This window comes from Vibrio sinaloensis DSM 21326 (assembly GCF_000189275.1).
Lineage (GTDB): Bacteria > Pseudomonadota > Gammaproteobacteria > Enterobacterales > Vibrionaceae > Vibrio > Vibrio sinaloensis.
Map to the genome: position 1 here is coordinate 58,047 of NZ_AEVT01000002.1, position 26,980 is coordinate 85,026.

Genomic DNA, 26,980 nt, shown 5'->3' on the forward strand with positions numbered 1-26,980 from the left:
TTATAACGATAACGAATTATCGGCTTATTGTGCTTAAGTTACTCTAACTTGAGTGAAAACGAAACCATATAAGTGATTGCTTTATCAACTTTGTTTACTTGATAGCAATACTTCGCTCGCTTGGTCAAAATCAAACTCCTCTAAAGCATGAGAAATTTGTCTGAATTGACCGGTATTTAAACCTAAGGCACTTCCCGAAGAGAGCGCATTGACCAATTCGATGGCTTGCGTGTCACTCTCTGCGAGTAATTGCTCAAGCTGACGGACCAACTTATCATCATACGCGTCATCTTGGCTCTGATTCATTTCTTCTGGCATAGACGGTAAACAAGAACCGATACGCTCAATCAGCACTGTTAGCTCATCGACAACTTGCTGATGTAGTTTTTCGTTATCGAGGTCTCTCTCCAATTGCGCACACAAATCCTGTAGGTGATCGGCGCCTATATTGCCAGACACGCCTTTTAGGGAGTGAACGTTGCGTTTTCTGACCTGTTTATCGTCTAGGCTTAATGCAGATGCGACAGCTGAGCTGTCTCCATAGGTACTGGCGAAGCGCTGTAATAATTTCTGATAAAGCTGATTGTTGCCACTGGCACGAGTTAAGCCGGCTTGGGTATCAATCCCTTCAATGCTTGCTGTCGGACTATTCTGGCTGTGAGCTTGATGCACAAGCTGCTGTGGGTGTTGAGGGGTAATCCATTTTGCGAGCGTACTAAACATGCTACCCACATCAATGGGCTTAGCTATGATGTCATTCATCCCACTCGCTTGAGCTTTTTCTTTATCCCGTTCCATGACATTAGCGGTCATAGCAATGATGGGAATTTGGCTATTACCAAGCTGATGACGAATATACTCGGTTGCCTCGTAGCCGTCCATAATCGGCATTTGGCAGTCCATTAAAATGCCATCAAACTCTTGAGTCTGGTATAGATCGACGGCTTGCTGACCATTCTCAGCAATGGTGATATGTATCTGCTGACCTTCAAGTAATTCAGTGGCCAGTTCTTGGTTGATTTCGTTGTCTTCGACCAATAAAAGTTGAGCTCCTGCAAGTGATTGCACGTTGGCTAATTGCAGTTGCTCTTCGACTTCCCCACGGCTTAAACGCTCATTTTCTACCCCATAAAGCGCGATGATGGCATCGAAAAGGTGCGAAGCAGTAACCGGTTTGTCGAGCAGGCCAGGTAATTCGATGTGGCGTTTTTGTAAGGCTTCACTGAGCTCTTCTCTGCCATATGCTGTTAGCATCAATACTTTAGGTTGCTGTACCGAGCTGAAGGCTTGCTGCATGGACTCAATAAGATCAATTCCATCTTTACCGGGCATTTGCCAGTCAGAGATTAATAAGTCAAAGGGAGCGCCATCAGAAGCCGCTGTCGTTAGTGCAGTGAGGGCGTCGTCGGCGTTGCTTACCTGTTGGCATTCCAGCTTGAGCGAAAGCAAGATGTCTTCAAGTATGATTCGGGCACTGGCATTGTCGTCGACGATCAGTACTTTCAGCTTGCCAATCTCTTTGGGTACCACAGTCTGCTCTTGTTTCAGGGCTTGGCTAATTTGAGTCTGAATCGTAAATGAAAATGTTGAGCCAACACCCGCTTCACTCTCGACTTGTATGTCGCCACCCATCAGTTGGCTCAGTTCTTTACTGATTGCTAAGCCTAGCCCTGTACCACCGTATTTACGAGTTGTAGAGCTGTCTGCCTGGGTAAACTTACTGAATAGTTTCTGGGTTTGTTCTGGTGTCATTCCTATGCCGCTGTCGGACACTCTGAATTTAAGCCGGATGTTTTCACCGCTACGCTCGGCAACGGAGACGGTAATTTTGATTTCACCGCGCTCTGTAAACTTGACCGCGTTATTGGAAAGGTTAATTAGTACCTGTCCTAGACGCAGTGGATCACCAACCAAAGCGGTTGGCACATCCCTTTCAATGTGGATTAAGAGTTCAAGCCCACGCTCTGATGCTCTGAGTCCGACGAGATTGGAGATATTATCGAGGACGTTCTCCAATTGAAAATCGACCTGCTCGATATCGAGCTTCCCTGCTTCAATTTTTGAGAAGTCGAGGATGTCGTTGATTAAGCCCAGTAACGAATCCGCTGATAGCTTAACTTTGTGAATATAGTTGCGTTGTGCCTTGGTCAAGTCAGTTTTAAGTGCTAGGTAACTCATACCAATAATGGCATTCATCGGAGTGCGGATTTCGTGGCTCATATTCGCGAGGAAGTCTGATTTAGCACGATTAGCTGAGTTTGCTTCATCACGTGCTATGGCAAGTTTATTCGCAAAACGTTCAAGTGCAGCATGGGATTTGTTCGCCAGTAGCCCAAGCAGTAACAAGGTAATTAAGAAGATGCCACCACCGATGGCCATTTTGGTGGTGATGTTGCCAGAATCTTCAACAATCAATAGTTGGTTCTGGTAGATAGGCTCAATGCTTGCCTGAAGCTCTTGGTAACCTTGTGCGAGCTTCGCGATGTGTTGATGCTCTAACTCTCTTTGTTCAGTGAAGCGAGTAAAAAGCGCTAAGTAACCCTCTGAAGCCTGCATTAATGCATCAATGTGGATTTGCTCCTCCTCGCTAGTGACCTGCTCATACAGGTTCTCTAGCATCATTAGGATCACAGTGAGTTTGTTTCGCACCGTCTGCGCGAGCATTTGCTGCTGTTCTGATTCCAGAGCCATGGCGTAGTCACGATCACTTTGTTGCGCTTCACTGATGTCGGTTTGCAACAATAACAAGCTCGAACTAATAGCGAGCTTATCACTGATGGCCAGTTGGATGGAGGTCACTGCTTGCTGGGCAGCCTCTAAACGTGCTTTTTGATGAGTACGCAATGCGGTTGCGGCACGAATCAATTCATTGCTTGCCCGATCAACCTGAGCGGTAATGCTCGCTTTAAGTGGGTCGCCAATATTAGGCCAGCTACGCATCTGAACTAATGAGGTGCTGTAACGGTTGTAGGCATTGCGGATCTGGACAATTAACGTTTGGCTGGTGGAGTCTGTGGTTGATTCTGCCAGTTTATTGATGAGCTGCTGGGCTTTTTTTAATTCAAATTGAGCTTTGTTGAGCCGCTCTTGCTTACCATCAAGCACATAACTTTTTTGTTCAGTTTGTGAATTGGCGATCAGGCTGACGAGCCAATGAGATTGAATAGCGTTGTCTGAAGTAATATCGACTCGTTTTCGCAGATCATCCAGTTCTGTAATACTCGATTCAATGAACTCTTCGTGCTCAACTTGTAGTGTCTGAACCAAAAATTCAGCTTGTTCGGCAATTTGCGACATTTCTGAACGAGTGGATCGCGCTTGACTCGCGATCTCTACATACTGGTCAAAGGCTTTTTGATGCTCATTGAGCGGAGTACTGAGTGAAAGCGTCGATTCGTTCTCTAGTGCCACCTGCGCAGTTTGTTTTGCTTTGGCGTTTAATTCATGAAAAAGGCCAATCAGTTCCGCATTTGGCTGGCGTATATAGCTTTGCTCAACGATTTTCATGTTTTCTAACGTGGAACGTAGCTGAGCGTTATTGGCGTAGTGATCAATGGTTTCAAACCTTTGATTTAGGGTTACCCAACCCATCACACCCGCTACCAATAAAAGAATTGAAGCGACGACAAAGCCTGTAAGAATACGTTTGGAATCGAGAGCGTATTTGTTAACGGTGTCCATTTACTGCCTCAGTAGGTGTTAGAATTCATCTTTAAATGCATCGCGTATTTGCAAGATTGTGTCGAGCTGGCTTATGAAAATGGGCACAAGGTTGGGGTCAAAATGGCTGCCAGCGTCTTGTTCTAAAACCGCTACTGCTTTCTCAACGGGCCACGCTTTTTTATAGGGGCGTTCACTGGTCAAGGCATCAAAAACATCAGCAATGGCGACAATACGAGCGCTGAGTGGAATCTCTTCACCTTTCAAGCCATGTGGATAGCCACTTCCGTCCCATTTTTCATGATGGTAAAGCGCGATCTCTTGAGCCATTTGCAGCAGTAGCGAGTCACTATCGGCGATAATATCGGCACCAATTTTGACGTGACCTTGCATCACTTGCCATTCCTCCGCATCGAGCTTTCCTGGTTTTCTCAAAACGGCATCGGGAATGCCTATCTTTCCGATATCGTGCATAGGAGAAGCTTGGAATACCAACTCAATCCAGCGCTCGCTAACATCTAACTGTTGAGCAAGTATTTTAGAGTAGTGGCTCATTCGTACAACGTGCATCCCGGTTTCGTTATCTTTGTACTCAGCAGCACGACCCAATCGTTGAATGACTTCTAACCGGCTTTTTTCCAACTGTTCGGTGCGTTGTTTCACTTTAATCGCGAGCGCCAAATTATGATCATGCAACTCTATATGGGTTTTGACTCGCGCTTTAACGATCGGCGGGCTAACTGGCTTGGTAATGTAATCCACCGCTCCGAGCTCAAACCCTTTTTGTTCATCAACCACTTCTGCTTTTGCTGTGACAAAAATGATCGGGATATCGGCGGTGAATGGGTTGTTCTTTAACTTTGTACAGACCTCGTATCCGTCCATCTCTGGCATCATGATATCGAGCAAGATCAAGTGTGGCTTGGGAGCGCTGTTGGCAATCTGTATGGCTTTCGCTCCGCTGGTGGCCGCCTTTATTCGGAACTCATCAGACAAAATACCAGACAAGGTATGAATATTATCCGGAATATCGTCGACTACTAGGACGATAGGTTTCTCATTCGAATTGGTAGGCATGGCTGTAAATCCTTTACGGCGACATTTGTCTCAATAGTAATGCATAGAATAGTTAGAATTTATAAAGAGTTGCAGGACTTATTTGCTAATCCGAGCAGTTATGGTGAGAAGAGTGAAGTGAGTACAAGTTTGGTCAGTTAGTTGAACCTTGATGTGGAAATGGTATACCTAGCTTTAGGTTACTCATAGGCCAAATACTATTGGAGGTAAATGCCAAACCGAGTCGTTACTATTTAATTGTTTGTATATCAATGCCTTAATGGTTGATTGGTGATATCATCTAGCTTTGGGGTTATAGGTATACTAAAGCTTGTTTAGCGGTACAGGTGGCGTCGAAGCTAAGGAATTTCTGAATGTTTTCGATTCAATGTGTATAATCGCGGATTCTGTTTTGACCACGAAGCTCACTGTTTAGCGAGACTCACCTTATGAAACCTGACAATACTAGTAAATACGCGGCTAACCGCTTTTCTATTGCACCCATGTTGGATTGGACTCACTTTCTAAGCTATTGCTAGTCTCGCCGTAAATCATCCGTACTATATCTGTACTTGCTATATAATTCTTTGTTTTCTCACGCCATAAAATTATAGCCTCTAAAGCCTTTCCATTGCTGAACTGAATTGCTTAGTATTTACTTTCAATGAATTATGAGTGTTTTAGGATGAGTGTTCATACTTTTGATGCTCTGAAAGTCTCAGACTTAAGTCTAAAAAACTAAATTGAAACTCACAAAAATAGTAATCAATGTATTGAACTGCATTTATTTGCATTCAATTATTGACTTAATAATGATAGTTTTACGCAATGATAAATAGAATTGGTGCTCTTAGTGAGTAAGATGCAGGTCGAAGAGGTTCAGCAACGCTTTTTTGCAATTAGTGCCGCAAATAGTAGTAAGAAGCTTCCAGAAACAATAACGCTCTCTTCCGGTGATGAGCAATCAATGACAGACATTGAAGATTTAAGACAGAGAGGGAAAATCTCTTGGGATCTCGCTCTGAAGTCACAACCATGGAAGTATGCTGTTAGTAACGTCGATCATATGATCAAATGTGTCGCATATTATGGAAATGGAGTCGATGGGTACTATTGTGTAGGTTATGCATTGGGTTGCATAAATGCTGATGGTACAGCGATAGAGCTTAACTACATCGAAAAACGAAGCGATGCAAGTCTAGACCTATGTGGAAACTTTTTAAACGTGATAGTGGAAGCATGGTCTCTTTATGGTCTATATCTTAATCATACTGAGCAAGCTAAAATCAACAAGTTTGCTTTAATAGGGCCTTTGCCAGGAGTTAAAAAATACTATCAAGAGAAAGGATTCGAATGGTTCGAAGATTACTGTGGTACAAATGCGATGGTTAAATTTTTAACAAAATAGTCTTTGTATATATTGTGTTTTTTTTAATCAGTGATAGAATCGCCGGCCACACAAATGTGCTATTAAATTGATATTAAATTTGGTACAGTGTGTACATTGCTACTAGATATTTAGCTACTAGCAAGTCTAATTTTTACTCCAAGGAGTTATTATGAAATACATTCAAGCATCTAGAAGTGACATAGAAAAGTTCGCTGCTAGCTTTTACAGCCAAGGAAAAAGTGCTATGGAGTGTTTCGATATGTCATGGGAATCTCTATCAGATCTAGAGAAGAAAATACCTGAGCTGACTTGTAAGACATCTGACGAAAAATGTAAGACAGCTTAAGTGGTTAACTCCCACAATGAACAAAATAAGGAGCCTTTCAGGCTCCTTTTTAGTATTTATCTTGATGAAACTAGCGTCTTTTAGAGGTCTATAGCCCGCTCTCGCTAGAGACGTAGTTAGAAGCATTTGTCTCGCTTTACATCCTTTGCCCTGACCAAACCACTTCACCAATGATCTCAAAGTCTGCGCTTTGAATATCACTCTTCGCTAGTTCCCATGGTTCATAAGCCGAGTTATCACTCACAACTTTGATTCCATGCGGCAAGAACTGAATACGTTTCACCATCAAGCGACCATCGAAGCGGAAAACGTAGATACCGTCATTTGAAAATCCGTCAACACGATTAACCATCACAATGCTCTGGTTTTTGAGGGTAGGGCTCATGCTGTCACCACGGACAGGCATTAGGAAAATATTGTTTGGGTTGAAACCAAGCTCTTGTCTTATAAATCTTTCACTAAACACCATCGCATTTGATTCTTCTTCTTTCTCAACCAGTGAGCCGTGTCCCGCGCTTACTTCAACATCGTAATACTTGAGTTCTAGGTAACCTTTCGGAGCAACAGAGCCTGTTTTTGCTATTTCTTCAGCTTTTAGAAAAATATCTTCTGGGATTTTTTCTCGACTTTTCCACGATTGAATTGTCTTCGGAGAAATACCTAAAACCTTAGCTAAATCAACGTTCTTAGCGGTTTTTGTTAGCTTCTTGAGTTCGTCAATTTGAGTATCAATATGCTTCATAAGTGCTGCCTTGTGTCTGCAAAGGTATTGCGAAATGGCTTTTGATCCGCAATAATGCTCCATGTTGAGTTTGAAGGTTATTTGAAGTCGTTCGTGGCGACTTGAATAACTCCAAGTGTACTACATGGAGGCTACATGAATACAAATTTTGCACTATTGGCTCGCTTTGAAAGTCCAACCGTTGAGCTAAAGCAAGTTTGCCAAGAGTTTTTTGGTATTACTCCTAAGACAGCGGAGCAGCGAGCGAAAGCCTGTGATTTCCCTGTTCCTACCTTCAAGTTGCGCGACTCTGAACGCAGCCCGTCTTTGGTGAAGGTTGAAGACTTGGCCGCTTATATCGACAAGCGACACAAAGAAGCGAAGCAAGACTGGCTCTCAGTTAACGGTTAGGGAGAGTAGACAATGAATACACCACTTCACGCAATCAACATTGATTTTACTCATTCAAGCGAAGCTAAAGCACTGCTTGAGGCTATTGGTTCACGAATAGCACCAGTACCCAATGCAGAAACTTATCTGGATCAGGTTTGTTGCCAACTTCAAGAGGCCATTGAGCTGCTAGAGAGTTTGGAGGCTTAACCATGCAGGTATCTGACCCCATCCACTTACCTTGCCCCGATATGGCTGGGATGGTTAACCCAGACCCTCAGAAGAGACTGCGCTCTATCAGTATTCTGCGAAAGCTCCGTGAAAAGCACGGGTTAAACCAAAAGAAACCAAAAGGCTTGAATGTTAATCCGCTTACGTGGCAACGAACTTAAGTGATGAAAAAAGAAGATCTACTTTATGTGGGCGGAGTTGTCCGCCCACTAGATAAAATTCTTAAAGCCAATGCCAGCTATGAAGCTGGTTTTTTAGGTTCCAATTTTTACAGCGCGGGAACACTAGGTGTAAAAGGCCAACAAACGTTAGATCATGAACTCGCACTTATCGTGGAATACGAAAAAAACTTACGACCAACGCCAGTCCCCCTCCGCGAAGCGGCGCGCGAATGCGCGAAGACAATAGGCTTGTCCAAGGGCGCAAAAGTCGGACACGACAAAAAGCGCAAGAAATTAGACCGAATTAGTAAGCGTCTGCGAACGCTCAAGCATCCTCGTGGTGTGAAAACTGAACTTGATAGCCGAAGAGGTCATGACAGCTTTGAAAGCCTGTATGCAACGACGGAGCGAAATACGGCAGGTGTTTTTCCACTCGCTCACGAGAAAACAACGTTTACCCCTGTATCAGCTCCTGTTTCACTTCATCTGCAAAAACGAGATTGGTCAGGTCAGCATCGAGCGCAGATAGTCACTCAACCGCCAGTGGGAAGCGCACCGGATGCCAATGTAGGTGAGCGCTTCACCGAAAAGCTAACTAAACGAAGTGTGTCGAAAATTTTTGAGTCGGGTGCCTATGTTGCTCAGTGCCATGATGGTTTCACCACGTTCTTAACGCTTACCTTTTCGCGTGAGCAGAGAATGGCGTTGTTTGGTGCAATGGCCGAAGCCGAAGGGCGACCTTACACGCCGATTCGATTTGAGCGAGACAAGGGCACTTTGGTTCACGGCAAAGACGGGCAATACACCTTGTTACCCGAGAAACCGTTCAAGGTTATCAAAGAGCTTGAGACCACGATGGGGCGAGAGGTCTCTCGCTTCTTGGATGGCTGCAAGAAAATGTATCAGCGCGGTTGGGAAACTGAGACCGGAAGAAAAATTGAACCTCACTACAAAGCGAAGCCAGCCGAGTTCGGCCCAGACCGAGACAAAGCGGATTTTCACTACATTTGGGTGGCAGAGTGTCCACCAAGCAAAGATGAAAATGGCGAAATTATCGGTGAGCCAAATCCCCACATTCACTTAGTGATGCGTTGGTCGGTAGATAAATCGGTTTTTGCTGATTGGGCTAAACGACTTGAAGCTCTTTGGGGGCAGGGGATGGCACACCTTGAGTGGATTAAACAACCTAAAGCGGCCAGTTCTTATCTGATTAAAGCGCTGGGTTATGCCGCCAAAGGTGAGAACGCAGACCAAGGATTGATCAGAGGGAATCGCTACAACATAGCACGCTGTTCTCGCGCTCCGGCTTGGGAAACATTAGCCACTTTCGAAGCGGACAACATCACCGCTGTAATTAAAGAGCTTGGCTACAAGTTAGAGCAATGGAAAAAGCCGCTGCAGCGCTCACTTTCTCGCATTAACAAGATGAAGGCTCAAACCATTAAAGCGTCCGGTATTGCCAAGAAGCAGGATCAGTCTCAAACCTATTTAGACAAACTACAAAGTCGCATTATCCGTTTAGAGCGAGCGGCTAAGAAAGTGACTCAAGATATGAAGCAAAAAGAAATGCACGTATCTAGCTTGAATCGTTTCTGCATCACTTTTGATGGTGACAAGTCACGCGAGCGTCTTGATAGCTTTTTGTATTGGGCTTGCGGTGCACGAGGTTGGTCAATGGAGTTGCTAGGTGCAGTCGGCCAATACAGCGAAGTGTTAGAACGAGAGGTTTATGGCACTCGACATGACATAGATTTGAGTGACATACGGGAGCAAGCAAGAGAGCGATATCGAGAGCAGTACCATCACTTTTTAGATAAGCGGGCTTATTGGCAATCCGTTCTTAACGAACAGGTACCAGATGAGCCAACAGAACATGAAATCAATTATTGGCAAAGCGTTAAGTCTGATTATCTCGAAGGTCGACTAGCTGCTTAAGCCAAATACCAAACACGCCAACGATGTGAATCAGGGGCATCTTATTAACTAACGTCGTGAGACAGGGGAAATCTTATGAAAACACTATCAATCCAAGACTGTCAGCGTGATTTGGCTGCGCTTGATGCGGCAGACCAACTGACGGCCAGTGTCGAAGGTGAAGTGAATAAGCTCAAAAACATGGATATGAGCAATCTTATGAGCAAGGCAACTAAGATGTTGATGACGGGCTCATTTTCACTTGATGCGTTAGGACTTGCGCCTAACTTCTTTGAGCAAATTGAGCAACTAACCAAGCTTAACAATGTAGCTCGCAAGAAATACCGCGCTCATGTGACGGCTAACTTAAACCAGTTAGACAGCATTGAAGACGCTCAAGTGGTGGAGGCTGGCGATGAGTAAGTATCTTAATCCGGTTCGCGGTTATGTGCCATGTCCGGTTTGCTCTAGCGAGGCCACCGTTCACCAAGTGGGTGAAGGGCGTTTGATTGCTGAAGGTGAACCACCAAAGAACAATCGCAACCTTGGTTTGAAGTATTACAAGTGCCCGAGTTGCGGTAATAGCTCAATGAGTAAGAGCGTTGATAAGTACATTGATGAGCACTTTTCAACGGAAAGGATCATGGTAGGCCAAATACTCGATGAACTAGATTCAACCGAACCCAGTGCATTAAAAACCGTTGAAAGTGTTGAACCTGAGTCAATCGCTGAGCCCAGTGATGACAAGGTTGGAAGCACTGAGTTAACCGAAAGCGAAACCGAAGATAAAGCGCCTGTCTCAACGTCGTTTTTCACCTTCAAACGTGTGTTGACCGCACTTGGTGTACTGATTGTCCTACTATGGGCGTTTCGCTTATTGATGCCAAAACCACAATCTGAGGAGGTGACCAATGCAGCAACCGAATGAAACCTTAGAGCCATTGACTGAGGGCGACGATTGGGGCGATTTTGGCGGGTTTATCAAGCAGCTTGAAACCGAAGAGTTACCTGTTGAACTAACCGAAGACAGTGCACCTGAAACCGAAAGTTTCAACGATGACGCGCTGCAAGGTTTTATGGGAGTGATGTTTACCTTGTGTGAGCAAGCGACCTGCATCATTTCCGGCATTGAATTTAGCTTTGATGAAAAGGGCAAAACCGAAGTCATTAACGCCGCGGTTCCGGTACTCAATAAACACGGTGGCTCTATTATGGCTGTGTTTGGGGATTACATCGAAGAGGCAACTTTGCTGATTGCGGTGCTCGGTTTGATTTACACCTCTAAGCGCACCATCAAAGAGTTAGCCAACCAAAAAGCAGAGCAGGAGAAGCGCGATGGCGAAAAAGCAAAAGCAGCCGCTCAACCTGCCTAATCCGGTGAACTCCAACCCGTCACACGATGCTGAGCATGTGATTTATGTGGCAGGTACGGGCGGGGGTAAAACCTCGGCGGTGAAGCATTTGGGGCTCGTCCCCAAATCCTCTCAAGCGGTGTTCTTTGACCCTTACCGAAATTACGTAGGCGCTAAGTTTCAAGGACAGATGTGTCACGGCACCGATTCACGCGCCGCGTTCGTCAAGTCGTTGGTCGTCGCTCGTCGTCGTAGTCAGCCGTTTAAGCTGGCCTACATACCCAAACAAGGCGCTACTGCTGAAGAGTTGGAGTTCTTTAGTGCGGTGGTGTGGGCGGTGGGCAATGGCAATGCCCCTAAGCTGCACACCATTATCGAAGAGCTTGCAAGCTGCGTGGAAACCTCCGGCAAACTCAAAGGTCGAGCGGGTGAGCTGCTTCGCGGTGGTCGTCAATATGGTCTGGTTGTTCATACCGTTTTTCAGCGTGGGCAAGAGGTACCTAAAACCGTGACTGAGCAATCGTCCACTTGGTGGATAGGTGCGGTTAACTCCATGTCTGATGCGAAGTGGTTAGGTGACAAGAAAGGGTTAGAGGTTGGCGAGATTGCCTCGCTGGTCTCGGCCAAGGTCAACAAGCAGAAAATCAATAAACCAATCGCGGAATACATGCTGGTGTGTGATGGCATTGGCAACGTTGAAAAGCGCGCTTTTAACTGCCAAACGGGCGCAAAACTTACCCTAAATTATCGGTGATTCAACTCACAATCCAACCTATAGGTTAGGCGTTTAACCTATAGGTTACCTCCCATTGTTCTTTCTTCGGTTTCCTTTCTTAATCAAGGCTCTTTTCAACCTGTGACGAATTGGAAACAACATGAAAGCACAACACAAAAACATGTTAATCACGGCCTTGGTGACCATCATCATTCTGGCGGCGATTAACAACATTGCTGCCATGAAAACTCTGAAAGAAACCATCAACGGCAAAACTGGCTGGTTCTAAGGAGAACGACAATGGAAGCACTTCAAACGCTATTTAACCCGCGCCCTAAAGAGTTAGACCCTGTTGAAGGTGTTGCTTGGGGTAACCAAGCTACTTTGCGCTTGGTGTCGGGTCCAACCTACCAAAACCTTGAGCTGGTCACGGACATCGAAAACCCGTCTGATATTGAGCGCGTGCGCATCACTCACAACGGTAAAGAGATTGTCTCACTGTCTGGTCAAGACATGGTGGATTTGCAAGAGCACCGCAAAAACTACACGCAAAAAGGCCGCTACGTGATCTCGTTTAGCGACTTAACCATGCGTACCAAAATTGGTGTGCGTCAAGGTGAGCTGGTGACGTTGCCAGGCGAAATCTGGTTCGTCTACATCCAGCTAAAAGCGAAAAGCGGCAGCGCGCCGTCGATTCGTGCCCGCGCTCATATCACGGAAGCGCAATCTCAGCGTCTATTCATGCCTCGCATCTATTCACTTACTTGGTTTGCGTCAGCCTCTGGCCGTACTCCGTTTGATTGGGCGGAGCGCTCGCCATACCTGAACATCAACCGTGTTCACTTCAAAGACGACACGATTGAGCGCGTTCGTGTGATTCGTGATGACCGCGAAGAAATGAACGTGAACAAGGCCGACAACATCTTTGATTTGGCGTCGATGGGTCTTGAGCAAAACAGTGGTTGGTTCTCGCTTGATTTCATCCGTACTGGCTTTGGTACGGAAGGCAAGTTGAAGACTCAAGCGGTGCGCTCACTGCAATTTGAGCTTGAGAAAACCTCAAGCGGCAGCGTGCCATTGATTGTGGAAGCCATCGAGCAAGTGGCTGTCGTTAACGGTCAATAGGAGTCGCTATGAGTTGGTTAGATGCAATCAGTGAGGCAGGCGGCGAGCTCGTTGATGCTGTCTCTGATGCGGGAAGCACTTGGGTTAAAGGTGTCGCTGAAAACGACATAGCCAACAAGCAAACCGCGAGCAATCCAGACACGGCGAGACCACATCAAGTAGAAGGGCAGACCGCAGACGGTCGCCCTCTGGTGAGCAATCAAGGCGGCATGAATACGACGTACATAGTAATGGGTGTCGGTGCGCTTGTGCTGCTTATGCTGGCCATGATGCTGATGAAGGGGAAGAAGTAATGCCTTTACTGATTCCGTTGGTCTTTGTGGGCGGTGGCATTGTGGGTTTTCAGCTCTCTGAGGGCTCTAGCAAACTCATTATGCTGCTGACCTTGTTGGTAGTGGGCTATGTGCTCCTTAAGGGGAAACTATGATTCCGATGCTAGGCGGCGGCTTAACCAATAGCGGCTCGATGCCTATCAGTGGTGGTCAAGCGGGGCCATCGACGGCGACCAGTACCAATAACAGCGGCCAAAGTATTGGCTCAATCAACATGGGAAGCCCGAAAGGGGTTAGCCCTTGGTTGATTGCGGCGGTGGTCATCGTTCTGGCTTTTCTGGTGCTGCGTAAAAAATGATTGTCTGCGTCACTGAATGCCCCGAAGCCTTAGCCCGTTTAAAAGTGGCCTTTCGTGCCTGTCCGCAGGACTTTGAGGAGCTAAAAGACGAAGTCCAGACAGGGCGCGTGAGCCTCTATCAATTAACGGGTGAGGGCTACAGCATCACGGTGGCCGGACAAATCATCAACGAGAGCTATTACCTGTGGGGCGTGTCCGGTTGTGGCGTTATCAAAGGCATTCAAGAGCTGACCGAGTATGTGAAAACAGCGGGGGCTTAAGAGTATTTCCGCTGAGACATATTTTCCTGCGTTGGCGCGCTTGGTTCGTCGCCTGAATACCACTGAGAAGCCATTAACCCAAACCACGCACCTAACGATGAGAGTGTAATTATGGGTGGTAAATCCAGCTCTAAGAACATCACTTCAACCAGTAACGTCAGTGGTCAAAACGCCATTTCTGGTAACAACCTCGGCACGGCCATCAGTGGCGTGTCTGAATCGACCATTAATGTCACAGCCACCGACCACGGCGCGATTGAAAAAAGCCTGTTATTTGCGGAAAGCGCAATGAATGGCTCGCTGTCGTTTGCGGGTGATGCCTTAGACGATATGAGCTCGGCGAACTCGGAGAACTTGCAAATGTTGGCAGGGCTCGCGGGTAACCAAGCGGAGCAAAACAAACAAAGTCTAGATTCCGTCATGGAGCTAGCGAAATTCAAACAAGACAACGGCCAAAGTGAGACGCGCAAAGAGCAAATCATCATGTTGGTTGTGATTGCCTTGATTCTGGGAGCGGTGGCCATGATGGCGCTGAAGAAACGATGAAATTTACCTTGCAAGAAAATCAGCCGTATCCGGTGACCATCTCCGGTACTTGGCTTTGGCTGCGCTATGCCGCTGAGCCTATCTTGATGGAAACCTCCTCCGGTGAGCGCGTGACGATTCCACAAGGTGCGGTCATTAAAAACAATGAGTTGCTTGGCCGTGTGCTGCTGCATTCGTCAGCCTCGCAAACCATTGATATCGAATTTGGTAAGGGTGACTTTCAGCCGCCGTCAGATGGTCAACGCGTAGCGGTGGATAAGATGCCGCCTGTAGAGATTGCACCTGACCAAACCATCAGCTTTGCGCCTGACCAAGTTGTCAGTCTTGCGGAAGGCTCAAAGGTTCAGGCAAGCCTCGCGGTAGCCAATGCCATCACGACTAAAAATCTGGGTATGCCTTCAACCATTCCAGAAAACCCAACGCGTAAGAAAATCACCATTCGCACGCCGAATTGGAACAAAGGTGCGATTCAACTCAATGGCAATTACCCGCTCTATAAGGGCGAGACCATTGAAATCGAATCCACGGCAGCGATTGAGCTGACAGGCGCTGAGACTGACCGCGTACTTATCTTGGAGTGTCACGATGAACAAAAACCTACTGACTGAGCAAATCCGCGCCATTATTGGTGAGGGTAGCTCGGTTAACAAAGTCGAGCGCCTAACTGAATACGTTTTGTCTTTGGGACAAGGCTCTGGCGGCGGCAATAGCGACAGTGAGCGTATTTTTAAGCCGATGACGTTCGCGCTTGAGCCTATCAAGTACCCTGATGAAATCCTTGAAAAGAAAGATGATGACGGCGGTGATTATTACATGCGTAAAGACGTTCGCTCATTACGTAACCGCAAGGGTAATACACCGATTCATTACCGAGAGCTTATACCAAGCTACATTTCAGACCCTATCTTTGCTGACCCTGCTGGGCATCAAGACAAAGAAATCGAGCTGATTGTTAACGTCAACATTCGCTATGAGATTGCCTTGAACTCAGAAGGGTTCGAAAACATTGATAAATGGGGCGGTCTGACGATGGAAATTGGCTTTGATGTGGATTCTGAGCCGGAGATTTCTTTTGCGGCGCTCCGTGTTCCTCTCACGGTGACTCGTGACCGCGATAACGTGCTGATTCTTACTGCTAACTACACCAAGGCGATTTATCTGCCTCTCGGCTTTCGCGAGCTGACCGACGAAGCGCTGAATTTTACATTCAACAACCCGCGTTTGGCGTGTGCGCTTGATTGGAGTCGTGCGGGGTTCACCTTCCCTGAATACTCAGAAAAGCTGATGTGGAAAAAAGACGCGATAGAGCTCAATCGCCCACCTATCACCAACCGAGAAGCCGACCCGTTCTGTCTCACTATCATGAACATGAATGTGGTCGACAAGGTTGTCGAAGATGTGGTGCCGATGTGAGAGGCCTAATTGCGTTTGGTCTGTTGGTCGCGGGTGGCGCGTTGTACGTCACCCGCACCAAGAGCGGAAATAAAGTCCTAACAACGATTACTCAAGAGGTAACAACCGTGGTTAATTCCATTAGTAAGCCTCGCGGCGTTCGAGCGAATAACCCGCTCAACATCGAGAGCAATGTAAATAACAACTGGCTCGGCAAAGTCACGCCATCGGTGGACAAGCGTTTTGAGACGTTCCAAGCACCAGAATATGGCTTTCGTGCGGGAGCTAAATTGCTGCGTGATACCTACCAAGGCCGCTACGGTCTAGAAAGTATCCGCGAGCTTATCCATAAGTTTGCACCCAGCCATGAGAACGCGTCTGACCATTACGCTGAATTCGTAGCAAAGCGTGTTGGTATTAGTCCTGATGCTCCGATTGACCTGCGAAGCGATAACACGCTAGCGCGCCTGATTCATTCTATGTCGATTATGGAAGTGGGGCGCCATTACACCCTAGAGCAAGCGCAACAAGGGGTACAAATGGCATGACCAAGCAAGACGTAAAGAAAATCGTTGTGGTGGTGATTGGTGCCATCTTGAGCGCCTACGCCATCAAGTTTCTGAAAGGGAATAAACTGCTATGAAAAAGTATCTAGAAAGTCTTATCAAACAGCCGTCCACCTATAAAGGAGCTGCGCTTATTGCGGCGGGTGTCGCTGCGGCGTCAGGGCATCCTGAGCTGCTGACGGTCTCGGTGAGTGAGTCCGGCGCAAGCTACGGTGGTCTCATTGGTACGTTGGTACCGGTGGCGCTTGGTCTATGGGAAACCCTACGAAACGAGAGCAAATAATGGCGGAATACCAAACTCTCATTGTTGCAGCTGTGAGTGCTTTATCAAGCGGAATTGGTGTAGGCGTAACCCTTAAAACTGATGTTAAGTGGTTACGCATAATGATGGAAAAAATGGACGAGCGAATAACCAAACTAGAGAATCCTGAATGATACTCTGGCTGTAATGTTAGTGCTATTTATACTGTTTTTTACAAATTTCTATTGACTAGTAGGTGGAGCTTAACCATACTTATGGCGCTCACCTACTTATGAGTAGAAAGAGGTGACCGTATCGCCCGGTCCACAATAGGCGACCAACTTTCCTCCTATTTTATCTATTAAAACCACCTGTAGTTAGCCAATCCTGTTGAATTGTCTATATACGCGTCATAGCGTTTTTGGAAGTCTCTTCGTTTTCGATCATGATCTATATAAAAGCTTGTCACAAGGAACGAACTCGAGTTACCTAGTTTTTGTAATATGACGACGAAATCATAAACTTCTGCCCACAAGTACAACCTAATAGGTTTTTTGCCAGCTTTTTCTTTATAGAAGAACATTTTTATGCATTCATCATCATGATTGGTCAAAATCTGTTTTATCCACTCCAATCTAGATGCACGTTGAAAGTCTGGGTATCGCTCCCCCTCAGTTACGACTTTTCTTCCATTAACCCATTCGACGGTCGAGTCTTTACGTGTAGTTAGGTGCCAAAAAGAAAGCTCTTTCCCTTGTTCTTTTCTCTCACTTTGAGGGTCGACATAGATAGTATTGGCTAAGTATGTTGGATTAGAGACAAAGTCACGATCGAAAATGTCATACAGTGAATCAATGATTCTTGTTGCATCAATTCGAGTGAGGTCTATTGGTTCATTTAGCATTTAGCACTACCCCTTGGGATAAATCTAAAAATATTGAATTGGTTTTCCCAAGGAGGCGTTGCATCGACCAGAGAAGAGTTTAGTTTTTCTTCTATATATGAAACAAACTTGTTCTTGATGTCGCTGCTTTTTGTAATGTCATTTCGATTTTGATAAGCGACGGCACCAATTAGCAAGTCACAAATTTGTATCAGTTGTACCTCATCGGATTGTACAATCGTAGCATTAGCTGATAGCTCCCAATGAGTCCTGTTCTGTAAGACTTCGCAGAGTTTTTTGGTCTTTTCTCCTCCGAGAGTGTCCATGTAATCTAAGTAAATTCGATATTCGTTGTTTACTTTTAAAAAATCTCGAAGTGTGTAGTAGAACATCTTGTAGTAGAAGTCACTGTGAGAACCAGCATTGTACTGGTCATGATCTAGTGACTGCTTATTTAGTACTACGGTGGCTTTAAAGTTCACTTCGCAATCATCAATTATGAGATCTATTATGTCTTTATAAAGTGGCCATTGTAGCTTGTTCAACTTGCTCCACTTTAGCTCAGGTTTATAGTTGTGCTGATGTCTTAAGCTTTTAACTTTTCTTGTTAGTTGCTCTGCTTTTTGAGCGTCGCAGTGTAAAGCTCCCAAAACCATTACATCACTTTTGTCGCTAAGTAAATGGCAGCTTTCATCGCAAAAAATTTTGTATACCGTCATTGGAAACTCTGAATATTTAAAATGCCGAAGGTAGCTTATCTCCACTATGTTAAGATGGCAATGACTAAGAGGGCTTCGATTTCATATGTAGCTTGTGTGGATGTAGCTGAGTATAAACCTGCCAAAGAACATTCAAACTTCTATGGCCAGTTACTTGAGCAACCTCTTCAATTGAGTAGCCCTTTTCAAATAATCTGCTAGCCCCCTCTCTTCTCAAGTCGTGATACCTCAAATCTTCAATGCCTAGTTCGTTACGCACTCTTTGGAATCCTGCGCTCACGCTTCGCGGGTTGTAGGGAAAGATACGATCGCTTTTCTTTGGCTGTTTGAGGGCAATATCGAACGAGTCCCCAAGCAAAGGAACAAGCATGTGGTTGCCGGTCTTTTTGCGCGGGTCTTTTCTGTCTCTTACCACCACTGTTTTGTTTTCGTGGTCGAGGTCTTCCCATCGAATCGAACAAACTTCACCAATGCGCATACAGGTAAGGATGCTGAACTCAAGAATGTCGGTAAATGGGATTCGTGTTTTCCCGTTCGGCCTAAAGGATTCCCTTTTCTCCAAACCTTCTTTCAATAATTTCAATTCTTCGGAAGTAGGGCGACGAGTGCGCTTCTGACTTTTTCCTATTAAGCCCATATCAGTCAGAACGGGAACCGCTTCATCAAAAATCTGAAAGTTGGCGGCAATGTTGAAAACGGGTTTGGCTTTCTTCATCACTGAACGTAGATAAGCAATATCATGGTAGATGGTCGCGCCGCCAGCTCCCGCACCCTTGCGGTTTTTGCAGTGTTGGATCAGGTCACTGGTTTTCAATTTGTCGCTTTCAATATTGGCAATATCACAGTCACGAAGTAGTTTTATGACATACTGCTTTGTCCGTCCGGTTTTTTCCCACAAATCAGGCTCTTCCATAAATTTATCGAATAGTACGTATAGCGGTACGGATTTTTGTCCGGATGCGTCCGGATTTTCTAACTCTAGAACCCGTTTGTTTGCATAGGTTCGAGCTAGTTCTTTTTTCCTGAATGTTTTCGATTCTCTGTGTATAATCGCCGAATTCTTTTTGACTACGATGTCCACTGTAAAGCGTAATTCACCGCTTTTTAGTGTTCGTTTTTTAATGCTGAATGATGCCATTTGTCCTACTCCATCGATGCGTACTATATGCGTACTGAGTGGGTAAATTTGGGGCAATTCTAGCAAGTTGCTGTATGTATATACAGTGGTAAGATTTCGAGTAACACCTTATGAAACCTGACAATACTAGTAAATACGCGGCTAACCGCTTTTCCATTGCGCCCATGTTGGATTGGACGGATCGTCATTGCCGTTACTTTCATCGCTTGCTTACCAACGAAACTCTGCTTTATACGGAAATGGTGACCACAGGTGCAATCATTCACGGTAAAGGTGACTTTTTAGCGTATAATCAAGAAGAGCATCCCGTCGCGCTTCAGCTAGGCGGTTCGAATCCACAAGATCTGGCAACGTGTGCCAAGTTGGCGGCAGAACGTGGTTATGATGAGATTAATCTCAATGTTGGCTGTCCGTCCGATCGCGTACAGAACGGTCGTTTTGGGGCGTGCTTAATGGCTGAGCCTGAGTTGGTCGCTCAATGTGTAGCGTCAATGCGTGAAGTCGTCGATATTCCAGTGACGGTCAAAACACGTATCGGTATCGACGACCAAGATTCATACGAGTTCTTGACTGATTTTGTGTCGATTGTTGCTGAGAAAGGGGGATGTGAGCAGTTCACTATTCATGCTCGCAAAGCTTGGCTGTCAGGTTTAAGTCCTAAAGAAAACCGTGAGATTCCACCACTGGATTATCCTCGCGCTTATCAATTGAAAAAAGATTTTTCTCATCTAAACATTGCCGTCAATGGTGGAGTGAAGACACTTGAAGATTCTCTTGTTCATTTGGAACACTTAGATGGGGTAATGGTTGGGCGTGAAGCCTATCAAAACCCATATTTACTTGCTCAAGTCGATCAGCAAATTTTTGGTTTGGACAAACCAGTCAAGAAACGTTCGCAAGTTGTTGAAGAAATGTACCCGTATATTGAAGCCCAGCTATCAAAAGGGGCATACCTTGGTCATATCACTCGGCATATGATTGGCTTATTCCAAGCGATGCCAGGTGCTCGTCAGTGGCGCCGATACATCAGCGAGAATGCTCATAAGCCTGGTGCTGGTATCGAAGTGGTTGAAACCGCATTAGCGAAAATTCCACAGGAATTGAATGTGTAAAAAATACCACTAGTATGGTGAAAAATACCAACATTAGAACTTTGAAGGCGCTCATTAGGGGTGCCTTTTTTGTTTTTGTGTATTTAAATCATGTGGTTATCAATTTTTGTAGGAATTGGCACACAATCTGAAAGAGTCAGTGCAAACAAAGGAGAAGCGTATGTTTGAATTGATTTTTATCTTAGTGTTCACCGCCACCTTGTTGGTAACTGGGGTCACTATGTTAACTGTGTTTGCTGCCGTTGCCTTTTCTATCGTAGTTATGGTGCTGCTAGGTATGTTAGGTGCTGTGCTGAAGTTGCTACCTTGGTTGATCGTTATTGCGCTCGGTATTTGGTTCTTCAAATCGCATGTCGCTCAAACTCGCTAGGGCTGTGGAAGAGAAATATTTGCTGGCATGGGGTGTGTCTATGGTAGAATTCGCGCATATCGTAAACACCTCCGCCTCTCATTATCGAGGGTTTGTGCGAGGATAGACACCTCTATTGGGAGAAATAAGTTCATGGGTTTAAAAACCACTGCCGTATTAGCTGCTGCTGTCATGTCAGTACCAGCATTCGCTGAGTCTTCATTGACAACAAAAATTGGCGCTGAGATGTGGTGGCCAGGGACTAAGGTCAACGAAGAGCGTCGTGATAGCGATACGACACCGAGCTTCTATGCGGCGATCGAGCACGGCGTAAAGTACGTTCCCGATGCGCGAATCCGATATTCTAGTGTTGATGCCGATTATATGGCATTCAATAAGCTCGACCTATCGCTTTACTATCGCATCCTCGAGCATGACCTGATGCACTTTGATGCGGGTGTCACTATCAGTGATTTGTCGGACACAAAATATGTTAATGCGGAAGATGCCACGCGCAATACCACTTATGATGGCATGATTTGGGCGTGGTATGGTTACGCGGAGCTAACCGTGCCGAACAGCAATTTCGATATCATTGGTGAGATGAACTTCGGTGACAACAATGGAATTAAAAGCACGGATCTTATGGCTGGTGCGCAGTATCGATTGGATATCAGTGGCCACCAACTCGCGCTCAAAGGTGGTTATCGCGTGATTGATTTAGAGTCTGAAGATTTTCGCGTAGCTGGTGGTTCTGACTTAGGTAAACCTTTCGTTTTTGCTGATGGTTTCTTCTTCGGTGCAGAGTATAGCTTTTAAGTCGTATTATTGTTTAAAAACGCCGCTATTTATATAGTGGCGTTTTTTTATACCTTTTACTTATATAAAGCGCGTTTTGTTTAGCACTTTCTTCGCTTTCATCCATCCTTAATTGAGGAGTCTTGTGTTTGGCAGAGAAAGGAATCTCATGACGATTACTGAGCTAAGAAATTTATACCGTGAAAACAAGCTAGTAGAAGCCATCATTGAACCATCTGCTCAAGAAGGCAGTTGGATCGTAGAATTTCGCCATGCACGAGGGGGCTTTGTACTATTAACCGATTCTCATGGTGAGGAATGCCACTATATAGATGTGGACCTTGCATCAAAATCTGCAATGGCTGTGGGCTTTAAACAAGTTCGAATCGAGGCTAAGTAACGTCAGCATGCAATAGTTGGCGGTTTCTTTAATTCCAAAAGTTATAAAACATTCACTTCTATTCTTTCTTGTTATTAAAGAGAGTGGTTAATCTAGCATCACGCAATGAATAGGGATGTCGTGACCATGTCTTTAAATAAGAAAGAGTCTTCAACTAATAATGGACCTTCTGCAGGAAACACTCCGCAAGAATTACCGTCAATCGCTGCTCCACTCAATGATCAGCAGCTTGGTTCACTACAACAAACGGTATCAGGTCTTTCCTCACAACAACTTGCATGGGTGAGTGGTTACTTTTGGGGACTATCGCAGGCTCAACCACAAACTACGGGGGCTGCCGCTCCAATCAATCAGGCTGCAGCAGCCGTCGCGGCCAAACCTGCTGGTAAGTTAACTATTATCTTTGCTTCACAAACCGGCAATGCTAAGGGAGTTGCTGAGCAACTCGAGCAAGAGGCAAAAGCACTCGGTGTAGAAGCCGCCTTGTTTGACGCAAGTGATTACAAAGGTAAAAACCTAGCCAAAGAAACACACGTTATTATTGTTGCCTCTACTAACGGTGAAGGAGAAGCGCCAGATAATGCGATCGAACTGCACGAGTTTTTGCAGTCGAAAAAAGCGCCTAAGCTACCAAATCTTAAGTATGGTGTTATTGGCTTGGGAGATTCAAGCTATGAGTTCTTCTGTCAAACGGGTAAAGACTTTGATGCTTACCTAGCTAAGCAAGGGGCGACTGCATTTATTGAGCGCATCGACTGTGATGTTGATTACGAAGCAGATGCGAGTGTATGGCGTGCTAAAGCCTTAGATAAGGTCAAAGAAGATCTGGCTTCTGGCCAAGAAGCTGAAGTCGTACAGCTGCCAGTGGGGCAAGCGGCGGCAGGACACTCGCAATACACTAAGCAGAACCCATACACAGCAACACTGCTAACTAGCCAAAAGATTACGGGTCGCGACTCTGGCAAAGATGTGCGCCACGTTGAAATCGATCTAGAAGAGTCGGGTTTGACCTATCAACCGGGAGATGCCTTAGGCGTTTGGTTTGAGAACAGTTCAGAGCTCGCCAATACGATTTTAGCTAAGGTCGGTCTCTCCGGTGTTGAAAGCGTAGAAGTCGATGGAGAAAGTTTGTCGATTCATAGCGCATTGGTGAGTAAATACGAAATTACCGCAGCTAACCCTCAGCTGGTCACTAAGTTTGCCGAGTTGTCTGGTAGCAAGAAGTTGCAAAAGTTAGTGGAAGACAAAGATAAATTACGTGAATACGCCAGTAACACTCAAGTTGTTGATGTGCTTGCTGAGAAGAAAACCAAATTGACTGCGGACGAGTTGGTCGGGTTACTTCGTCGCTTAACACCACGTCTTTACTCTATCGCATCGAGCCAAAGTGAAGTGGACGAAGAAGTTCATCTGACGGTTGGTCTTGTTGAATACGATAAAGGTGAAGAAAAGCGCTTTGGTGGAGCATCGAGCTTTTTGGCTCAACGTTTAGACGAAGGTGACGAAGTGAAAGTGTTTGTTGAGAACAACAACAACTTCAAACTACCTCAAGACGATAACACTCCCGTGATTATGGTGGGGCCTGGGACAGGTATCGCTCCTTTCCGTAGCTTTATTCAAGAACGTGATAACCGAGGTGCAGAGGGTAAAAACTGGTTGTTCTTTGGTGACCGAACCTTTACCCAAGACTTCTTATATCAGGTTGAGTGGCAGAAGTATCTGAAATCAGGTCTGCTAAATCGCCTTGATGTTGCTTTTAGCCGAGATCAGGCGGAGAAAGTCTATGTTCAGCATCGCATCCTAGAAAATGCAGAGCAAGTATGGCAGTGGGTAGAAGATGGCGCCTATATCTATGTTTGTGGTGACGCGACACGAATGGCAAAAGATGTTCACGAAGCACTTGTGATTGTAGCTGAACAGCAAGGCAAGATGTCTCGCGACGATGCAGAAGAATTTATTAACGATCTAAGAAAAGCAAAACGTTACCAAAGGGATGTGTACTAATGAGCAATAAGCAGGAAGTATTGGGCGAAGTTCTAGGACCTCTTTCGGATAACGAGCGCCTTAAAACCCAGAGCAATTTTTTACGTGGAACCATTGAACAGGATCTACAAGATCGTATTACTGGAGGTTTTACCGCTGACAATTTCCAGTTAATTCGTTTCCATGGCATGTATCAGCAAGATGACCGAGACATCCGTAATGAACGTGCAAAGCAGAAACTTGAGCCACTACATAATGTCATGCTCCGAGCCCGAATGCCTGGCGGTATTATTAAACCGGAACAGTGGTTAGCGATCGATAAGTTTGCTACTGATCATTCATTATATGGCAGTATCCGTCTAACAACGCGTCAAACATTTCAATTCCATGGTGTACTTAAGCCAAATATCAAGCTAATGCACCAAACGCTAAATAGCATTGGGATTGACTCAATTGCTACCGCCGGTGACGTAAACCGTAACGTACTATGTACCACTAACCCGATTGAGTCAGAGCTACACCAAGAAGCTTACGAGTGGGCGAAGAAGATCAGTGAGCATCTATTGCCTAAAACTAAAGCGTATGCAGAAATCTGGCTAGACGGAGAGAAAGTAGAAACAACCGACGATGATGAACCGATTCTTGGAAAGACGTACCTTCCTCGTAAGTTCAAAACAACGGTGGTGATTCCACCGCAAAATGATGTGGATGTTCATGCGAACGACCTTAACTTCGTCGCGATCGGTGAAAACGGTAAGCTGGTGGGCTTTAACGTGTTGGTTGGTGGCGGATTAGCCATGACTCATGGTGATACATCAACGTATGCTCGTCGTGCCGACGACTTTGGTTTTGTTCCGCTAGACAAAACACTTGATGTGGCTGCGGCAGTTGTCACGACTCAACGTGATTGGGGGAACCGCTCCAACCGTAAGAATGCAAAAACCAAATACACGCTAGATCGCGTAGGTATCGATGTTTTTAAAGCCGAAGTCGAAAAACGTGCGGGTGTGAAGTTTGGCGATAGTCGTCCGTATGAATTTACCGATCGTGGCGATCGAATTGGTTGGGTCGAAGGCATCGACGGTAAACACCACCTTGCGTTGTTTATCGAAAATGGTCGTCTACTGGACTTCCCTGGTAAGCCACTGAAAACAGGGGTTGCTGAGATCGCTAAGATCCATAAAGGCGACTTCCGTATGACGGCAAACCAAAACTTAATTGTTGCTGGTGTTGCTAAGAGTCAAAAAGCCAAGATAGAGAAAATTGCTCGCGAGCATGGCTTAATCGATGACAGTGTAAGTGAACAGCGCAAGAACTCGATGGCATGTGTAGCATTTCCTACTTGTCCATTAGCGATGGCAGAAGCAGAGCGTTTCCTTCCTCAATTTGTAACCGATGTAGAGGACATACTTGAGAAGCATGGTTTACCTGGAGAAGACAACATCATCTTGCGTGTTACTGGTTGTCCAAATGGTTGTGGTCGCGCGATGTTGGCTGAGATCGGATTAGTGGGGAAAGCGCCAGGCCGTTACAACCTTCATTTAGGAGGCAACCGCGCAGGTACCCGTATTCCTAAGATGTATAAAGAGAACATCACAGACAAGCAGATCCTTGAAGAAATTGATCTGTTGGTTGGTCGATGGTCGAAAGAGCGAGAGAAGAATGAAGGGTTTGGTGATTTCACCATCCGTGCTGGCATCATCCAAGAAGTCAAAGTGTCAAAGAGGGACTTACATGCTTGATTCAGTCGCTTCAAAACCAAAGTTAGCGGAACTTCTGACACTAACTAAGACCGAGCAGATACTCCAGCTTGGTCAAATTAATGCAGAGTTAGAGCAGCTAACAGCGCAGCAACGAGTTGCTTGGGCGCTTGAAAACCTTGAAGGCCAGTTCGCTGTTTCTTCGAGTTTTGGCATACAAGCTGCCGTGATGCTGCATCTAGTCACTCAGCAAAAACCCGACATCCCCGTGATTCTGACAGATACGGGCTACCTGTTTCCAGAAACGTACCGTTTTATCGACCAGTTGAGCGAGCAACTGACGCTCAACCTAAAAGTTTATCGAGCGAAAGAGAGTGCTCATTGGCAAGAAGCGAGATATGGCCAGTTATGGGAACAAGGTATAGAGGGAATTGAAAAATACAACAAGCTTAATAAAGTGGAGCCAATGAGACGGGCTTTAGATGAATTAGAGGTCGGGACTTGGTTCTCGGGTCTACGTAGAGAGCAATCTAAATCTAGAGCTAGTCTGCCAATCCTATCGATTCAAAATGGCGTGTTTAAGTTTTTGCCTGTAATTGATTGGACAAACAAAGATGTCCACTATTACTTAGAGCAAAACGGGCTTTCCTATCATCCATTACGTGATGAAGGTTACTTGTCAGTTGGTGATACCCATACAACCAAGAAGTGGGAGCCGGGAATGAGTGAAGAAGAAACGCGCTTCTTCGGTTTAAAACGTGAATGTGGGCTTCATGAAGATGATGGTAACGAGCAAGACGGTTCAGGTATCTAAATTTTCAATCCTCTAAAAGAATAAAGGTCGCAACGCGGCCTTTTATTTTGTCCAAACAATAACGAATGTGGATAACTCTGTGGGTATTGTGTTTGCTTTATCTGAGTAAAGTTGGATAAATAAGGCTTTGAGCGAAAAGTCATCGTTTAAACCTTGTTTTTGCAATTTTTTCAAAATAACGCTTGCCAATGTGAGCGCGATCTCTATAATGCCTCCTCGTCGACAAGGCAGAGCTCGCAAGGGTTCAGTTGGGTTGGCAAGGTCAATTAGCTGAGCGGAAACGCTCGATAAAAAACTTAAACAAAGTGGTTGACACTAAAAATTAAGTCGCTAGAATGGCCGCCTCTTCCGAAGTGATTTAAATCACAAAGAAGAGTAGCTCTTTAAA

Annotated in this window: 35 protein-coding genes; 29 read left to right on the plus strand and 6 right to left on the minus strand. The window is 45.5% G+C overall.

The features are described 5' to 3' along the window. Window positions 1-84: 84 nt before the first annotated feature. Both RH45_RS00390 and RH45_RS00395 read right to left on the minus strand, forming a co-directional pair. Entirely contained in the window at window positions 85-3,681 is a 3,597-nt protein-coding gene (locus RH45_RS00390) for a response regulator (protein WP_008072492.1), read from the minus strand. A gap of 18 nt (window positions 3,682-3,699) precedes the next feature. Further along, window positions 3,700-4,737: a response regulator gene (locus tag RH45_RS00395; protein WP_008072493.1), complete on the minus strand. Its 1,038-nt coding sequence runs from the start codon at window positions 4,735-4,737 to the stop codon at window positions 3,700-3,702. An 832-nt stretch (window positions 4,738-5,569) separates the two neighbouring features. Between RH45_RS00395 and RH45_RS00400 the strand changes: the two genes are divergently transcribed. Both RH45_RS00400 and RH45_RS23400 read left to right on the plus strand, forming a co-directional pair. Further along, window positions 5,570-6,124, plus strand: a complete 555-nt coding sequence (locus RH45_RS00400; protein WP_008072494.1) for a hypothetical protein — start codon at window positions 5,570-5,572, stop codon at window positions 6,122-6,124. 151 nt (window positions 6,125-6,275) lie between these two features. Beyond that, window positions 6,276-6,452 (plus strand): hypothetical protein, encoded by a 177-nt coding sequence (locus RH45_RS23400; RefSeq protein ID WP_008072495.1) that lies wholly within the window; start codon window positions 6,276-6,278, stop codon window positions 6,450-6,452. A 136-nt stretch (window positions 6,453-6,588) separates the two neighbouring features. On the opposite strand, the gene RH45_RS00405 is transcribed toward RH45_RS23400, so the two are convergent. Beyond that, complete coding sequence (locus RH45_RS00405; protein ID WP_008072496.1) at window positions 6,589-7,194, minus strand: S24 family peptidase; 606 nt, start codon at window positions 7,192-7,194, stop codon at window positions 6,589-6,591. A 135-nt stretch (window positions 7,195-7,329) separates the two neighbouring features. Here RH45_RS00405 and RH45_RS00410 point away from each other — a divergent pair, with 135 nt between their 5' ends. The 20 genes from RH45_RS00410 to RH45_RS23470 all read left to right on the plus strand — a co-directional run bounded on the left by RH45_RS00410 (window position 7,330) and on the right by RH45_RS23470 (window position 16,890). Then, entirely contained in the window at window positions 7,330-7,584 is a 255-nt protein-coding gene (locus RH45_RS00410; RefSeq protein ID WP_008072497.1) for a pyocin activator PrtN family protein, read from the plus strand. A gap of 12 nt (window positions 7,585-7,596) precedes the next feature. Next, window positions 7,597-7,773, plus strand: a complete 177-nt coding sequence (locus tag RH45_RS23465) for a hypothetical protein (RefSeq protein ID WP_008072499.1) — start codon at window positions 7,597-7,599, stop codon at window positions 7,771-7,773. A 2-nt stretch (window positions 7,774-7,775) separates the two neighbouring features. Beyond that, complete coding sequence (locus RH45_RS00415; protein ID WP_008072501.1) at window positions 7,776-7,955, plus strand: hypothetical protein; 180 nt, start codon at window positions 7,776-7,778, stop codon at window positions 7,953-7,955. 3 nt (window positions 7,956-7,958) lie between these two features. Then, a complete protein-coding gene (locus tag RH45_RS00420) occupies window positions 7,959-9,890 on the plus strand; it encodes a hypothetical protein (RefSeq protein ID WP_008072502.1) in 1,932 nt (643 codons plus the stop codon). 75 nt (window positions 9,891-9,965) lie between these two features. Then, window positions 9,966-10,292, plus strand: a complete 327-nt coding sequence (locus tag RH45_RS00425) for a hypothetical protein (RefSeq protein WP_008072503.1) — start codon at window positions 9,966-9,968, stop codon at window positions 10,290-10,292. Beyond that, window positions 10,285-10,797, plus strand: a complete 513-nt coding sequence (locus tag RH45_RS00430; RefSeq protein WP_008072504.1) for a hypothetical protein — start codon at window positions 10,285-10,287, stop codon at window positions 10,795-10,797. Before RH45_RS00425 ends, RH45_RS00430 begins: the two co-directional genes overlap by 8 nt. Continuing rightward, a complete protein-coding gene (locus tag RH45_RS00435; RefSeq protein WP_008072505.1) occupies window positions 10,781-11,242 on the plus strand; it encodes a hypothetical protein in 462 nt (153 codons plus the stop codon). Before RH45_RS00430 ends, RH45_RS00435 begins: the two co-directional genes overlap by 17 nt. Continuing rightward, a complete protein-coding gene (locus tag RH45_RS00440; RefSeq protein WP_008072506.1) occupies window positions 11,205-11,975 on the plus strand; it encodes a hypothetical protein in 771 nt (256 codons plus the stop codon). The genes RH45_RS00435 and RH45_RS00440 overlap by 38 nt, the downstream gene beginning before the upstream one ends. Before the next feature lie 121 nt (window positions 11,976-12,096). Beyond that, window positions 12,097-12,225, plus strand: a complete 129-nt coding sequence (locus RH45_RS23810) for a hypothetical protein (RefSeq protein ID WP_008072507.1) — start codon at window positions 12,097-12,099, stop codon at window positions 12,223-12,225. 11 nt (window positions 12,226-12,236) lie between these two features. Continuing rightward, entirely contained in the window at window positions 12,237-13,061 is an 825-nt protein-coding gene (locus RH45_RS00450; protein WP_008072508.1) for a major capsid protein P2, read from the plus strand. A gap of 8 nt (window positions 13,062-13,069) precedes the next feature. After that, the gene (locus RH45_RS00455; RefSeq protein ID WP_008072509.1) at window positions 13,070-13,354 is read left to right on the plus strand and encodes a hypothetical protein; all 285 of its coding nucleotides are present in this window, start codon (window positions 13,070-13,072) and stop codon (window positions 13,352-13,354) included. Then, window positions 13,354-13,488, plus strand: coding sequence for a hypothetical protein (locus RH45_RS23815; protein WP_008072510.1), 135 nt, complete (start codon window positions 13,354-13,356; stop codon window positions 13,486-13,488). Before RH45_RS00455 ends, RH45_RS23815 begins: the two co-directional genes overlap by 1 nt. Beyond that, window positions 13,485-13,691 carry a hypothetical protein gene (locus tag RH45_RS00460; RefSeq protein WP_008072512.1) on the plus strand — a complete coding sequence of 69 codons (207 nt, stop codon included), beginning with the start codon at window positions 13,485-13,487 and terminating at the stop codon, window positions 13,689-13,691. The genes RH45_RS23815 and RH45_RS00460 overlap by 4 nt, the downstream gene beginning before the upstream one ends. A gap of 107 nt (window positions 13,692-13,798) precedes the next feature. Further along, the gene (locus RH45_RS23855) at window positions 13,799-13,951 is read left to right on the plus strand and encodes a hypothetical protein (RefSeq protein ID WP_338131507.1); all 153 of its coding nucleotides are present in this window, start codon (window positions 13,799-13,801) and stop codon (window positions 13,949-13,951) included. 111 nt (window positions 13,952-14,062) lie between these two features. Next, the gene (locus tag RH45_RS00470; protein ID WP_008072516.1) at window positions 14,063-14,497 is read left to right on the plus strand and encodes a hypothetical protein; all 435 of its coding nucleotides are present in this window, start codon (window positions 14,063-14,065) and stop codon (window positions 14,495-14,497) included. Next, window positions 14,494-15,105, plus strand: a complete 612-nt coding sequence (locus RH45_RS00475; RefSeq protein ID WP_008072518.1) for a hypothetical protein — start codon at window positions 14,494-14,496, stop codon at window positions 15,103-15,105. The genes RH45_RS00470 and RH45_RS00475 overlap by 4 nt, the downstream gene beginning before the upstream one ends. Then, a complete protein-coding gene (locus tag RH45_RS00480) occupies window positions 15,083-15,910 on the plus strand; it encodes a hypothetical protein (RefSeq protein ID WP_008072519.1) in 828 nt (275 codons plus the stop codon). The genes RH45_RS00475 and RH45_RS00480 overlap by 23 nt, the downstream gene beginning before the upstream one ends. Beyond that, window positions 15,907-16,437, plus strand: coding sequence for a hypothetical protein (locus RH45_RS00485; protein WP_008072527.1), 531 nt, complete (start codon window positions 15,907-15,909; stop codon window positions 16,435-16,437). The genes RH45_RS00480 and RH45_RS00485 overlap by 4 nt, the downstream gene beginning before the upstream one ends. A 91-nt stretch (window positions 16,438-16,528) precedes the next feature. Further along, a complete protein-coding gene (locus tag RH45_RS00490; protein WP_008072529.1) occupies window positions 16,529-16,738 on the plus strand; it encodes a hypothetical protein in 210 nt (69 codons plus the stop codon). Continuing rightward, window positions 16,738-16,890: a hypothetical protein gene (locus RH45_RS23470; RefSeq protein WP_008072530.1), complete on the plus strand. Its 153-nt coding sequence runs from the start codon at window positions 16,738-16,740 to the stop codon at window positions 16,888-16,890. Before RH45_RS00490 ends, RH45_RS23470 begins: the two co-directional genes overlap by 1 nt. A gap of 167 nt (window positions 16,891-17,057) precedes the next feature. Here RH45_RS23470 and RH45_RS00495 read toward each other — a convergent pair whose 3' ends face one another. From RH45_RS00495 to RH45_RS00505, 3 genes are all read right to left on the minus strand, one after another. Further along, window positions 17,058-17,600 carry a hypothetical protein gene (locus tag RH45_RS00495; protein ID WP_008072531.1) on the minus strand — a complete coding sequence of 181 codons (543 nt, stop codon included), beginning with the start codon at window positions 17,598-17,600 and terminating at the stop codon, window positions 17,058-17,060. Further along, window positions 17,594-18,298 (minus strand): DUF3800 domain-containing protein, encoded by a 705-nt coding sequence (locus RH45_RS00500; protein ID WP_039958050.1) that lies wholly within the window; start codon window positions 18,296-18,298, stop codon window positions 17,594-17,596. The genes RH45_RS00495 and RH45_RS00500 overlap by 7 nt, the downstream gene beginning before the upstream one ends. Before the next feature lie 64 nt (window positions 18,299-18,362). After that, on the minus strand, window positions 18,363-19,436 hold the full coding sequence (locus tag RH45_RS00505; RefSeq protein WP_008072533.1) for a site-specific integrase: 1,074 nt from the start codon (window positions 19,434-19,436) through the stop codon (window positions 18,363-18,365). A gap of 110 nt (window positions 19,437-19,546) precedes the next feature. On the opposite strand from RH45_RS00505, the gene dusA reads away from it, so the two are divergent. The 7 genes from dusA (at window position 19,547) to RH45_RS00540 (ending at window position 26,592) form a co-directional block, all read left to right on the plus strand. Further along, a complete protein-coding gene (gene dusA, locus RH45_RS00510) occupies window positions 19,547-20,548 on the plus strand; it encodes a tRNA dihydrouridine(20/20a) synthase DusA (protein WP_008072534.1) in 1,002 nt (333 codons plus the stop codon). A gap of 160 nt (window positions 20,549-20,708) precedes the next feature. Beyond that, entirely contained in the window at window positions 20,709-20,918 is a 210-nt protein-coding gene (gene pspG, locus RH45_RS00515; RefSeq protein WP_008072535.1) for an envelope stress response protein PspG, read from the plus strand. A 132-nt stretch (window positions 20,919-21,050) separates the two neighbouring features. After that, the gene (locus RH45_RS00520) at window positions 21,051-21,716 is read left to right on the plus strand and encodes a TIGR04219 family outer membrane beta-barrel protein (RefSeq protein WP_008072537.1); all 666 of its coding nucleotides are present in this window, start codon (window positions 21,051-21,053) and stop codon (window positions 21,714-21,716) included. A 148-nt stretch (window positions 21,717-21,864) separates the two neighbouring features. Beyond that, the gene (locus RH45_RS00525) at window positions 21,865-22,095 is read left to right on the plus strand and encodes a hypothetical protein (protein ID WP_008072538.1); all 231 of its coding nucleotides are present in this window, start codon (window positions 21,865-21,867) and stop codon (window positions 22,093-22,095) included. 105 nt (window positions 22,096-22,200) lie between these two features. Further along, window positions 22,201-24,099, plus strand: coding sequence for an assimilatory sulfite reductase (NADPH) flavoprotein subunit (locus tag RH45_RS00530; protein ID WP_174263518.1), 1,899 nt, complete (start codon window positions 22,201-22,203; stop codon window positions 24,097-24,099). Then, window positions 24,099-25,820, plus strand: a complete 1,722-nt coding sequence (gene cysI / locus RH45_RS00535) for an assimilatory sulfite reductase (NADPH) hemoprotein subunit (RefSeq protein WP_008072540.1) — start codon at window positions 24,099-24,101, stop codon at window positions 25,818-25,820. Before RH45_RS00530 ends, cysI begins: the two co-directional genes overlap by 1 nt. After that, window positions 25,813-26,592 (plus strand): phosphoadenylyl-sulfate reductase, encoded by a 780-nt coding sequence (locus RH45_RS00540; RefSeq protein WP_008072541.1) that lies wholly within the window; start codon window positions 25,813-25,815, stop codon window positions 26,590-26,592. The genes cysI and RH45_RS00540 overlap by 8 nt, the downstream gene beginning before the upstream one ends. Window positions 26,593-26,980 lie beyond the last annotated feature (388 nt).